This is a genomic window from Clostridium sp. K04 (assembly GCF_019734375.1).
GTDB classification, from domain to species: Bacteria; Bacillota; Clostridia; order Clostridiales; family Clostridiaceae; genus Clostridium; species Clostridium saudiense.
The window spans coordinates 1-12,764 of record NZ_JAASHD010000008.1; the positions used below are offsets into that span (position 1 = coordinate 1).

Annotated in this window: 14 protein-coding genes and 1 tRNA gene; 11 read left to right on the forward strand and 4 right to left on the reverse strand. The window is 27.0% G+C overall.

Annotated features, from left to right (window positions below):
• Positions 1 to 307 precede the first annotated feature (307 nt).
• The gene (locus HCG70_RS04825) at positions 308 to 769 is read right to left on the reverse strand and encodes a peroxiredoxin (protein ID WP_042401918.1); all 462 of its coding nucleotides are present in this window, start codon (positions 767 to 769) and stop codon (positions 308 to 310) included.
• Between the two features lie 139 nt (positions 770 to 908).
• Here HCG70_RS04825 and HCG70_RS04830 point away from each other — a divergent pair, with 139 nt between their 5' ends.
• Positions 909 to 1,655, forward strand: a complete 747-nt coding sequence (locus HCG70_RS04830) for a peptidylprolyl isomerase (RefSeq protein ID WP_042401920.1) — start codon at positions 909 to 911, stop codon at positions 1,653 to 1,655.
• 114 nt (positions 1,656 to 1,769) lie between these two features.
• Here the strand turns inward: HCG70_RS04830 and HCG70_RS04835 are convergent, their stop codons facing one another.
• Positions 1,770 to 2,411: an HAD family phosphatase gene (locus HCG70_RS04835; RefSeq protein ID WP_074431767.1), complete on the reverse strand. Its 642-nt coding sequence runs from the start codon at positions 2,409 to 2,411 to the stop codon at positions 1,770 to 1,772.
• Positions 2,412 to 2,471: 60 nt separating this feature from the next.
• Positions 2,472 to 2,547 (reverse strand) — tRNA-Pro (locus HCG70_RS04840).
• A 143-nt stretch (positions 2,548 to 2,690) separates the two neighbouring features.
• Between HCG70_RS04840 and HCG70_RS04845 the strand changes: the two genes are divergently transcribed.
• The 4 genes from HCG70_RS04845 to rsmI all read left to right on the forward strand — a co-directional run bounded on the left by HCG70_RS04845 (position 2,691) and on the right by rsmI (position 6,292).
• A complete protein-coding gene (locus tag HCG70_RS04845) occupies positions 2,691 to 2,993 on the forward strand; it encodes a hypothetical protein (RefSeq protein WP_042401923.1) in 303 nt (100 codons plus the stop codon).
• Between the two features lie 221 nt (positions 2,994 to 3,214).
• On the forward strand, positions 3,215 to 4,438 hold the full coding sequence (locus HCG70_RS04850; protein WP_042401926.1) for an NlpC/P60 family protein: 1,224 nt from the start codon (positions 3,215 to 3,217) through the stop codon (positions 4,436 to 4,438).
• Positions 4,439 to 4,700: 262 nt separating this feature from the next.
• Positions 4,701 to 5,441, forward strand: a complete 741-nt coding sequence (locus tag HCG70_RS04855; RefSeq protein WP_042401929.1) for a tRNA1(Val) (adenine(37)-N6)-methyltransferase — start codon at positions 4,701 to 4,703, stop codon at positions 5,439 to 5,441.
• 5 nt (positions 5,442 to 5,446) lie between these two features.
• Positions 5,447 to 6,292, forward strand: a complete 846-nt coding sequence (gene rsmI, locus HCG70_RS04860; protein WP_042401975.1) for a 16S rRNA (cytidine(1402)-2'-O)-methyltransferase — start codon at positions 5,447 to 5,449, stop codon at positions 6,290 to 6,292.
• Between the two features lie 73 nt (positions 6,293 to 6,365).
• Here the strand turns inward: rsmI and HCG70_RS04865 are convergent, their stop codons facing one another.
• Entirely contained in the window at positions 6,366 to 6,611 is a 246-nt protein-coding gene (locus HCG70_RS04865) for an AbrB/MazE/SpoVT family DNA-binding domain-containing protein (protein ID WP_042401932.1), read from the reverse strand.
• 445 nt (positions 6,612 to 7,056) lie between these two features.
• Here HCG70_RS04865 and HCG70_RS04870 point away from each other — a divergent pair, with 445 nt between their 5' ends.
• From HCG70_RS04870 to acpS, 6 genes are all read left to right on the forward strand, one after another.
• Positions 7,057 to 7,644, forward strand: a complete 588-nt coding sequence (locus tag HCG70_RS04870; RefSeq protein WP_042401935.1) for a DUF1836 domain-containing protein — start codon at positions 7,057 to 7,059, stop codon at positions 7,642 to 7,644.
• A 171-nt stretch (positions 7,645 to 7,815) separates the two neighbouring features.
• Positions 7,816 to 10,116, forward strand: a complete 2,301-nt coding sequence (locus tag HCG70_RS04875) for an ATP-dependent DNA helicase (protein ID WP_221697521.1) — start codon at positions 7,816 to 7,818, stop codon at positions 10,114 to 10,116.
• A 77-nt stretch (positions 10,117 to 10,193) separates the two neighbouring features.
• The gene (locus HCG70_RS04880; protein ID WP_055277896.1) at positions 10,194 to 11,048 is read left to right on the forward strand and encodes a YihY/virulence factor BrkB family protein; all 855 of its coding nucleotides are present in this window, start codon (positions 10,194 to 10,196) and stop codon (positions 11,046 to 11,048) included.
• Between the two features lie 89 nt (positions 11,049 to 11,137).
• Entirely contained in the window at positions 11,138 to 11,497 is a 360-nt protein-coding gene (locus HCG70_RS04885) for a single-stranded DNA-binding protein (RefSeq protein WP_042401942.1), read from the forward strand.
• Positions 11,498 to 11,952: 455 nt separating this feature from the next.
• Positions 11,953 to 12,258, forward strand: a complete 306-nt coding sequence (locus tag HCG70_RS04890; protein WP_055277897.1) for a DUF6514 family protein — start codon at positions 11,953 to 11,955, stop codon at positions 12,256 to 12,258.
• A gap of 50 nt (positions 12,259 to 12,308) precedes the next feature.
• Positions 12,309 to 12,689: a holo-ACP synthase gene (gene acpS / locus HCG70_RS04895; protein ID WP_055277898.1), complete on the forward strand. Its 381-nt coding sequence runs from the start codon at positions 12,309 to 12,311 to the stop codon at positions 12,687 to 12,689.
• Positions 12,690 to 12,764 lie beyond the last annotated feature (75 nt).

The window sequence follows — 12,764 nt, forward strand, 5'->3', positions numbered from 1 at the left end:
GCTCGATAGCTCAGTCGGTAGAGCAGAGGACTGAAAATCCTCGTGTCCCTGGTTCGATTCCTGGTCGAGCCACCAGGAAAAAGCACTAACTTATGTTAGTGCTTTTATTTTTGTATAAATTAATAATATTAAATTTAGAAACAATTTAATTAGTTAGGAATTAATAGTTTTGAGTTAGTAGTTTATTTAGAAACTCTACAGAATTTCTAAATAATATATTTTTTTAATTCAGCTAACTTGAATTTCTTCATTAACTACTAACTATTAACTTTTAACTATTAACTAAAATATTGTTTATTAATATTTTTTATAGTGATTCCAGATCTTCTAGGATTGTAGATACGTGTTCTTTTACTTTAACTTTTCTGTATTCTTTAACAAGGATACCTTCTTCATTAATGATAAAAGTACTTCTTTCAATACCCATAACTTTTTTTCCATACATATTTTTTTCTTTAATAACATTAAATAGATTACATACTTCTTCTGTTTCATCACTTAAAAGGATGAAAGGTAAATTAAATTTTTCAATGAATTTAGCGTGTGATTTTAAAGAATCTCTGCTTATACCTATAATAATTGCATTTTTATCAATAAATGTATTATTGTTATCTCTAAAGTCACATGCTTCAGTTGAGCAGCCAGGTGTATTATCTCTTGGATAGAAATAAAGAACTACCTTCTTGCCTCTATATTGGCTTAATTTATGTTCTTGATTATCAGAACCCATTAATGTAAAATCAGGAACTACAGAATTAATTTCTACCATACTTAACCTCCTAATAATTATATAATAATTATTATTATATAATAGTAAAAAAATATAATCAATAAATAAATGTAACTATATACATTGGTAAAAATCTGTTATAATTGTAAGTATCAATTAGAAAAAAGGAGAAATAGATATGGAAAACAAAGTGTTAGCTGTAATTTCTGGTACTGAAATCACAGAAAAAGATTTAAATTCAATAATAATGAGATATCCTGAAGAACAAAGAGCAATGTTCAATTCTGAAATGGGGAAAAAACAATTATTAGAACAAATGATTTCTTTCGAATTAATGAATAAATTAGGAAAAGAAATGAAATTAGATGAAACTGAAGAATATAAGGCTAGTTTAGCTCAAGTAGAAAAAGACTTACTTACTCAAATGACAATAAACAAAGTATTATCAGATGTGACAATAACTGATGAAGATGCTAAGAAGTATTATGAAGAAAATAAAGCACAATTCGAACAACCAGCTACAGTATCTGCTAAGCATATATTAGTTGACAATGAAGAATTATGTAATGAAATTAAGAATCGTATAGAAAATGAAGGATTATCTTTTGAAGATGCTGCTAAAGAATATTCTACATGCCCATCTAATGCACAAGGTGGAAGTCTTGGAGTATTTGGTAGAGGTATGATGGTTCCTGAATTTGAAGAAGCTGCTTTTGCATTAGATTTAGAAAAAGTAAGTGAACCAGTTAAAACTCAATTTGGATATCACTTAATTAAAGTAGATGCTAAAAATGAGCCAAAAACTTCTGAATTTGATGAAGTAAAAGATAAGATTGTTCAACAATTAATTCAACAAAGCCAAGAAAAGAAATATGTTGATGTAATGAAAGAACTTGAAGCTAAATATGAAGTTAAAAGATCTTAATTATTTCTTTTAAATAAATAAGAAAGTTTTAAATAGTTAACATAAATTAAGACCACACTTTAGTGTTTTATCTATTAATTAGATAAATGAATACTAATGTGTGGTCATTTTAATTTAAATTAAATCTTCATAATTATATATGTAATTATCACATTCTTCTTTTAATATATCAGTTTGGTGCTTAGAATGTTCATCAAATACTCCAGTAACTTTCATGCCAGCTAATTTAGCACCACGAGCAGCAGCTATGATATCTTCAAATACCATACATTCGCTAGGATCAACATTAAGTTTTTTAGCAGCAAGTAAATATATATCAGGGTTACTTTTGCTTTTTTTGACTTCATCAGTAATTGTAATAGAATCAAATAATTCAAATGCATTATTACTTTTTAATGTAACAGTTAAAAGATTCATAGAATTACTAGTGGCTAGTCCAATTTTTATTCCCTTATTTTTTAGGTTTAATAAATATTGAAGAGCTCCAGGTTTTAGCTTTACATTATTTTTATAGTGATTATATGCCATTGTATTCCAATCATTCATTATGTCTTCTATAGAATCTTCAAGAGAAAATCTTTTTTTAAAATACTCAGCTGTTTGAGTAAAACTTAAATGCGTGATTTCATCATTTAAATTATTAGGAACAGCATGTCCCTTTTTAGATAAATATTCTATATCTATTTGTTGCCATACCCACATAGAGTCAACAAGAGTTCCATCCAAATCAAATATAGCAGCTTTTATATTATTCAAGTAATCATCTCCTAATATATTTATTTATAAAAAAAAGAGATAGACTTAAACCTATCTCTTTGGTCGGGGTGACAGGGATCGAACCTGCGACCTCATGGTCCCAAACCACGCGCGCTCCCATCTGCGCCACACCCCGCAGCACATTTAATATTATATGAATAATTAATAATTATGTCAATACTTTTATTTAAAATATTTGATAATTATTTTAGCATTATGTTAAAAAATAATATTATGATATAATTTTATATTAGTAAATATTAAGAAGGTGGTGTAAATATGAATTTTACAATTATAGTAATGATTTTAGGAAGCTTAGGATTCATTTTATTAGGTACATTCTTATTAAATAATAAGTATATAAAAAATATAGACCCTAAGGATTCAGAATTATATAAAGAAGCTAAATCTATGAAATTAAGTGGTTATACGAATATTTTAATTGGAGTAATTGGAGTAATATGCTCTATTGCAACGTTTGTAGTAGGGGATATTAGTAAGACTATTGTAATGATATTTGTAGTATGTATAGCTATATTATCTACATTTCAATATATATTAAATAAGAAAATAAGAAAATAATTAGTAATAATATATATGAAAATCTATATAAATATAAGGTATGTTTATAAAAAGTATGATTTAAAAGGGTATTGAATTGGAAAAAAATAATTCTAGGTATACATTTACATGCCAGTGAAATAGGCATTTTTAAAATTTACCATTGTCCAAAGTTTCCATAAGTGATATAATGGTAAAGAAACCAAAGGAGAGGGGGAGGGTCTAAAGACCTACAGATAAATATGAAGAAGAAAATTTTATCAGCATTATTAGCTGCTACTTTAGTTATTACTTCAGCAATGCCTGCCTTTGCTACACCAAATCAAGAAGTAATAGAAAACCAGAACAAATATGATGAATTTACGAAAAAGATAGAGGATATTAATAATAAAATATATAGTTTAAATGCAGAAATAGAACCTTTAGTTGCAACTATTGACGAGAATAATACTCAAATAGAGCAAATAAAAGTTGAAGTAGAAAATACTGAAAAAGAAATAGAAACTGCAAAAGAGGATATAGCTAACACAGAAGAAGTGCTAGGAAAGAGAATTAGAGAGTTATACAAATCAGGTGGACAAAGTAGCTACATAATGTTATTATTCAGTGCTGACAGTTTTAATGATTTAATATCTAAGATTGAATCAACTAGCAGATTAGTAAACATAGACAAAAAGATAGTTAAAGAACTTGAAGAAAAACAAGATTCTCTTAATCAAAAAATTGAGAGCTTAGATGCGAAAAATGAAGAACTTGTAAAGATAAATGAAGAAACTCAAAAATCATTAAGTGAATTTGAAGCTAAAAAGGCTGAACAAGAAACTTTAGTTGAACAAGCTAAAGCTGAACAAGCTGAGTTTGAAAGAGAATTCTTAGCGGTTTCAGAGAGACAATTAGTTACACCACAATATGCTGTTATTGAGAATTCATCAAGTTCAATTGATCAATTAAACAGTGCAATTTCTCAATTAAGAAGTATAAGAGATAATCAGCTTAAGAGTAACATAGTAAAAGAAGAAGTTAATGAAAAAATCGAAGCTGCAAAGGCTAAAGTTGCAGAGCTTCAAGCTGCAATAGATGCTGCAAATGCTGCAAGTAAACCAAATAGAGGTGACTCAACAGTATCTGCAACTGGTAATGCAATAGTAGATTATGCATATAAATTCCTTGGAACACCATATGTATGGGGTGGGACATCTCCAAGTGGATTTGACTGTTCGGGATTTACTCAATATGTATTTAAAAATGCTGCAGGAGTAAGTTTACCAAGAACAACATATGATCAAATAAATGTAGGTACACCTGTAGCTTATAGCGACCTTCAACCAGGAGATTTAGTATTCCCTCATACTGGACATGTTGGTATATATATAGGTGGAGGACAAATGATACATGCACCAAGTACTGGGGATGTAGTTAAAGTTTCAAGCGTATATAAATTCTATACAGCGAGAAGAGTAGTATAATTTGAGTTTACAGACTAGGATTTTATTAATTCTAGTCTTTTTTGTATATAATATGTATAATAAAAGTACTTAGTTTACAATTGAAAAATATTGCGAAACAACTTAGTTAGTTATTAGTTAAGAGTTAGTGGTTAATGGTGAAACTCCTATGTGAGTTTCTTAAAGTATATATTTTTCTAACTTCAGCTCAGCTGAAATTAATCCTTAACTATTAAATATAAACTATTAACTAAATTGCAAGGCAATTTAATAGAGGTGTGTTATGGAAGTTAATATAGGCAAAGATGAAAGTATTGATGATTTACAATTAAATGGACTACAATTAATACAAAAAGAACAAGGATTCAGATTTGGGGTAGATGCTGTATTATTATCTCATTTCGCAAATGTAAAAAAGAAGCATAGAGTAATAGATTTATGTACTGGTACTGGTATAGTATCATTTTTAGTATATGGAAAGTATAAGCCTCAAGAAGTTATAGGCTTAGAAATACAAGATGATATGGTTGAAATGGCTAATAGAAGCTCTAAACTTAATGATACTAGTGATATAGTTAAATTTGTTCAAGGGGATTTAAAGGATAAAGCTTTATTAGATTCATTAGGAAGATTTGATGTTGTAACAGTAAATCCACCATATAAATTAAATAATGCAGGGATTTTAAATCCAAATGATAAATTAGCTATTGCTAGGCATGAAATAATGTGTAACTTAGAAGATGTAATTGTATCAGCAAGAAGGCTTCTTAAGGATAATGGAAGAATGTTTATAGTACATAGACCAGAAAGGTTAGCAGATATTTTTGGATTAATGAGAAAGTATAAGATAGAACCTAAAAGAGTTAGATTGGTTCAGCCTAATACAAAAAAAGCACCTAATATAGTTTTAGTTGAAGGGCAAAGAGATGGTGGGGCATTCTTAAAGTGGGAAGAAACTTTATATGTATATGATGATAATGGAAATTACAGTGAAGAGATAAATCGTATTTATGGAAGGATGTAATGCAAATGGAATATGGAAAGGTATATTTAGTACCAACACCAATAGGGAATTTAAAAGATATAACTCTAAGAGCTTTAGAGGTATTAGAAAATGTTGATGAAATTGCAGCTGAGGATACAAGGCAAACTTTAAAGTTATTGAATCATTTTAATATAAAAAAACCTCTATTTAGCTATCATCAACATAATGAGCAAGGAAAAAGTGATGAAATAGTATCAAAATTAGAATTAGGAAAAAATATTGCAATAGTAACTGATGCAGGTACACCAGGAATATCAGATCCTGGAAGTGTTGTAGTTAGAAAATGTATAGAAAATAATATTGCATTTGAAGTATTGCCAGGAGCAACAGCAATTACTACTGCGTTAGTATATTCTGGTTTAGATACGACTAAATTTATATTTAGAGGATTTATACCAAGGGAAACAAAAGAAAGAAAAATACTAAAAGAAGAAATAAAAGATAAGAAAGAAACTTTAATTTTCTATGAATCACCACATAGACTAATAGAATCATTGGCTTATTTAGAAGAGGCATTGGGTAATAGAAATATAGCAGTATGTAGGGAATTAACGAAATTACATGAAGATATATATAGAGGAACTATTAAAGAAGCATATAATTGGTTTTTAGAAAATAGACCAAGAGGAGAGTTTGTTTTAGTTATTGCTGGTAAAAGTGAAAGTGAAATTAGGGCTGAAAAAGAGCAAGAACTTAGTGGAATAACAGTAGAACAACATTTAATTAATTTAATAAATAGTGGAATTGATAAAAAAGAAGCAATAAAGCTTGTAGCTAAGGAAAGGGAACTTCCTAAAAAAGAAGTGTACAAAATTGCTATAGATATATAAACATAATAAAGGTGGAGTGCCTTAAGGTACTCCACCTAATTATCGTTTTAAATATGTAAATTAAATTTTGAAATTACTTTCCAAGTTTTAATTCTTCCATGCAGTTTTTGCAGATGTTTTTACCTTTGTAGTTTATAACATCTCTAGCATCACCACAGAAGATACAAGCTGGTTCATATTTCTTTAATATGATTTGTTCACCATCTACATATATTTCTAAAGCATCTTTTTCAGCTATATCTAAAGTTCTTCTTAATTCTATTGGGATAACTATTCTTCCTAGCTCATCTACTCTTCTTACAACTCCAGTTGATTTCATAAAAAAATTCCTCCTTAAACAAGTTTCGACATTTAGCAGATTAATATTAGCAGATATGTAATTAAAAGTCAATAAAAAACTTTAAAAAAAGTTTTAATTACAAATTTCTCTTTAAATTAATTCATAAATAAACTATACTACCATATTTTTGAAAAGTCAATAATATTTTATAAAATAAATGACAAAATAAATGATTTAATATACTGCTTGTACACATATTTTGTAGAAAAAGGGTTTATTAATTTAAAATTATTAAATATAAGATGATAAAATAAGAAAAAAAAGTAAATTAACGTTAAAAGGTATATTTTTCTAATATATGACGAAAATTAAAGATATGTCATAAAAAAATAACATATAAGATAGACGATATTAACTTGTAATAAGTTTATAATAACTATATAATATAATTACTGAAAAATAGAGAAAGATGAGGTGAAATGATATGGTTAATAAGATTGATAATAACTATATAAAAGAAGTTGCAGAAGAAATAGCTAATACATCAATGATTCCTTATGATGACTTACCTAAATATGACCTTTTTTTATCTCAGGTTATAGATTTTTTAAATGATAAGTTTGTAGAAGATAAATACACTAATAATATAGTACAAAATTATATAAAAAGTGAGGTAATTAGTAAACCAGAAGACGGTAAAAAAAGAGGGTATACTAAGATTCACTTAGTACAACTTGTATTATTAAGTTATATGAGGCCTATTCTTACAACAGAAGAAATCAAAAAGGTTTTTAGCTTAGCATTTAATGAAATTAATGATAGATCTGATGATATTATTGATTGGGAAACAGCTTATAAGCTATTTTTTGAAACACAAGGTGAAAGTTTTCAAAAATATCTAGATGCTACTGCTATAAACGATGATAAATTAGATTCTATTATAAAAGATTTAAATCTTGATGAAAAAGATGAAAATAGTATAAGAACTTTTGTTGTTGTTTTATCTTTAATAGCACAAGCAAGTGCTATTAAGAAGTTAGTTCAAAAAATTGTAAATGGATACCATTCATAAATGAGATTCTAAATCTTAGATTTATTTAATTTAACTTCACTTAAATTTTGAAGTTAAATTGAAAGAGAATAAAATACACATTTGACTTAAAAGTTATTTATTATTAAAGCTACCGATTTAATTGGTAGCTTTTTTGTTATAATAAATTTATAAAATAAGGAAGGAAAAATTATGAGTGATAAATTACTTTTTAAGGAATCTGTAAGAGGTATTATTGAATATGTATTAAAAAATGGTAGTTTAGATGATAGGTTTGTGTCTAGGGGAAGAGCTGTAGAAGGAACGATAGCACATAGTATACTTCAAAAGGATAATGAAACAATATATGAAGATTATGAAAAAGAAGTAGCCTTAAAGCATAAGTTTATAATTAATGATATAAACTTATTAGTAGATGGTAGAGCGGATGGTATTATAAAAGAAAATAAAAAGGTTATTATTGAAGAGATAAAATCAACATATAAAGATTTAAGTTGTATTGATTCAGATTATAATATGCTTCATTGGGCTCAAGGAAAGTTTTATGGGTATATTTACTGTTTAGATAATAATTTACAGACAATAGATATTAGATTAAGCTACTTTAATATAAATACAAGTGAAGTTAGATCTTTTGATAAGACATATAATTTTGGAGAATTAAAAGAATTTGTTTATTTTCTAGTTAATAAGTATTTAGAAGTAATTACTGTTAAAGAAAAATTTAATAAGATTAAATACAAAAGTATTAAAGATTTAAAATTTCCTTTTGAATCATATAGAAAAGGACAAAGGGAATTAGCTGTAAATTGTTTTAATAGTATAAAACAGCAAGGAATTTTATTTGCACAGGCACCTACAGGTATAGGAAAGACTATATCTACTATTTTTCCATCTTTAAAGAGTATTGGAGAGGGTAGAGGACAAAAAATAATATATTTAACAGCTAAGACAATTACAAGAACTGTAGCCGAGGAAGCATATTTAAAACTATATAAAGAAGGCCTTGAATTTAAGGTAGTAACAATTACAGCTAAAGAAAAAATATGTTTAAATGATGAAGTCAAATGCAATCCGGATGATTGTATATATGCTAAAGATTATTTTACAAAAATTAATGATGTAATAATATCATTAATAAAAGAGAATAATAAATTTTTTGGAAAAGATATTATTGAGTATGCAAAAAGGTATAAGGTTTGTCCATTTGAATTATCTCTAGATTTAAGTGATTGGTGTGATGGAATAATATGTGATTACAATTATGCATTTGATCCAAGAGTAAAACTTAAAAGAATATTTGAGGAGCGTAATGAAGAAAATATATTATTGATAGACGAAGCACATAATCTTGTAAATAGAGCAAGAGATATGTATAGTTGTCAACTAGAAAAAAGTAAAGTTATGACTGTAAACAAAGTTATAAAGGGAAAAGTGCCCAATTTATATAAAATATCTAATGCTATAAATAAGGAAATGATATTAATAAGAAGAGAGTTAGAAGAGGTAAATAAAGATTTTTTATATCATAATGTGGTGTATAAAGATTTAATTAAGTTATTACGAACATTTATTAATGAAGCTGAAAGTTATTTAATTAAAAGCAAAGGAACTTTAGGATATGATGATGTATTGGATTTTTATTATAGTGCTAGGAGTTTTATAGCAGTTAGTGAATTATATAATAAGGAATATACTACTATATTAAAACAAGAAAAGAATGAGTTTATAATAAAGATATTTTGTATAAATCCATCTTTAAATTTAAAACAAACATTAAAAAGTGCATATTCAAGTGTTATTTTTTCAGCCACATTATCTCCAATAAAATATTATGTAGACTTAATAGGTGGAGATGAAAATAGTTTTAGAGTAAAATTTGATTCTCCGTTTAATAGAGAGAATTTATTAACTTATTTATATAGCTTAGATATGAGATATGTTAATAGAGAGAGAAACATAGATATATTATGTAAAATTATCAATCAGTTTATAAATGAAGTGCAAGGAAATTATATGGTGTTTTTGCCATCGTTTGATTATTTGGCAAAAGTATACAAAAGATATGTTGATATATATGGTAAAGATGGTACAATAGTTCAAGGAGAAAGTCTGTCAGAAGCACAAAAAGAAGAGTATTTGGCTCAGTTTTCTTTAGAGAATAAGGTTGTTGGCTTTACTGTTGTTGGGGGAATGTTTTCTGAAGGGATAGATTTACCTGGAGATAAGTTAATTGGAGCTATTATAGTAGGAGTAGGTTTTCCAAAGGTTTCTATAGAAAATAATATAATACAAGAGTATTTTGACACTAATGGATTTGATTATTCATATACTTATCCTGGTATAAATAAGGTACTTCAATCAGTAGGAAGGGTAATTAGAACTGAGACAGATAAAGGAAGAGTTTTATTAATAGATAATCGGTATAATAATCCTAAATATAGATTTATTTTGCCATCAGATTGGATTATAGAAGATTATAAATTAAAATAAACAACATAGTCATTATGTATATAAAAGAGTATATACATATTATAAAAGAGTAAATAGAAAGGGAATATGGTGGTGCTATGTCAAATAAGGAGGGCAGTAAAGTCAAAAATTTTTTTGGCTTTATTATTTATTTTATAGTCAAAATTAGAGATGATGATATTTTTGCGTTAGGCGCACAGCTAGCATATTATATGATATTATCGTTTTTTCCTTTTTTAATTTTTTTATTAACATTAATAGGATTTAGCAACTTGGATTCTATGGAGGTACTAGGAGGATTGAGAGCTATATTGCCGACTAGTGCATTTGAACTTATTTATAATATAATTATAGAGGTAATTGAAAAACAAAATACTGGATTATTAGGAGCTTCTTTATTATTAGTAGTATGGGCTGCATCGTCAGCGTTCAGAGCTGTTATTAAAGGTGTAAATAAAGCATATGGAATAAAGGAAACAAGATCATTTATTAGGAGAGCAATAATTGCTATAATTTGTACATTTGCTTTAGCATTTGTAATTATGTTGACATTGGTAATGCTTGTCTTTGGACGCTTAATAGGGAATTTATTAACGACATATTTACCTTTTCCTGAAATAGTATCACAAATATGGAACTTCATAAGATATGGAATGGTAATATTTATTATGATTTGTATATTTGCAGGAATATACAGATATACACCATCGAAAAGGCTAAAATGGAAGGATGTATTTCCGGGTGCAGCTATATGCACAATTGGATGGCTTATAGTTTCCTTAGGTTTTTCATTTTATATAAATAATTTTAGTAACTACTCAAAGATTTATGGTGGGTTAGGAGCAGTAATTATATTAATTACTTGGTTGTATATAACATCCATAATATTTATAACTGGTGGAGAAATAAATTCTGTTATTGGAATAAGAAGAGGAAATTTAAAAATAAAATAGGTTATTAGATACTAAAAATTACATTTATTTGAATATAAAATCTTTAAGTGGTTATACTCAAAGGTGAAATATTCAGGAGGTGTAATAAAATGAATAAAATAGTGTTATTAGGAAAGCTTATAAGAGACCCTGAACTTAAAACTATAGAAAATGGCGAAAAGGTTTTTACTAGATTTATAATTGCTGTAGATAGAAATTTCAAATCAGCAGATGGAACTAGAAAAGCAGATTTAATTCCAGTAACTATATGGGGAAGAAAAGCTGAGGTAGTTTGTAAATATATGACTAAAGGAAGTTATATAAGTTTAAGTGGAAGGCTAAAGACAGGTAGTTATGAGGATAAACAAGGAAATAAGAAATATATAGCTGAAGTTGTTGCCGAAGATTTTAAATTTGTAGGAAACAGAAGAGAAGTAAAAGAAAACAATGAAGTTAGTGGTGAAGACTAAGACTTTGAAAATTAGAAGGATATAGAGTGGCAAGCGTCAAGTTAAGGATGAAACTCCTTAGGGAGTTTTTAAATTATATTTTAAATTTAGCATAAGTTGAATTTATTCCTTAACTTGAAACTTGCCATTTGAATCTTATTTTAGAATAAGGTTATTACTTTTTATTTGTAGATAGAATAAGATTTTGATTGTAAATTATTGGTTTGCAGTTTAAATAATATAAAGTTTTTATAAAAAACTTCTATTTTTAATATCTTTCGACAAAAATTAACTCAAAAGTATTACTTGAGGATGTATAGAATGTAAGAATAGTTACTAAAAAAAGTGTAATAAATTACATTTATGTTGAATAGTAAGGGAATTTTTATTGAGGGTAATACCACAGTTTGACATAATTTTAACGCAATGTGTGTTATTGTTTAATTATTAAATAATATGTTGAGGAGAGGTATATCATGAGAATAAAGAAGTCTTTAAGTAAAATAGTTAATTTTGATGACAAAGAAAGCAGATATATTTATAGAATCGTTGAAAACAGCATTAGAAATAGACAAGCTTTTGGAATTGAGATAGAAAGACAAGATTTTGAAGAAGGAGAAGTAATAAATTTAGAAAGAGATATAGTTGATATAGTGGCAAGTAATCAAAGAAAAGCAGAAGATATTTTAATGTTATTATTTAATAATTTAGTTTCACCAATTCACTTAGTTGATATAGTAGGTGAGTATGCTGACTTATGTGTAAATGACTTTGGGGTTTAAATTTACATAAAATAAATTAGAAGAATATATTTAAACTAAAGAGGTGTTTTATGATATTAGGAGTTGGGACAGATATAATTGAAATTGACAGAATAAAAAATGCCATTGATAATACGCCTGGATTTCTAGAAAAGGTATTTACAGAAAGGGAAGTTGAAGAGCTATCAAAAAATACACTTAGAGTAGAAAGTGTTGCTGGGAATTTCGCAGTAAAAGAAGCTGTTAGTAAGGCAGTAGGAACAGGAATTCGTGGATTTAGCTTTAGGGATATTGAAGTATTTAGAGATGAGTTAGGAAAACCAATAGTAAGGGTATCTAGTAAAATAGAAGAGGTTATAAAATCTAAAGACTATTTATTTAATGTTTCTATTTCTCATAATAAAACTATGGCAATTGCTTTTGTAGTTTTGGAAGATCGTCAATCTACATAATTAAAAAAATATATTTATTTAACTTAATAATAAATTATGAATAAAATATACATTTACTTAATATTAGTAATAATG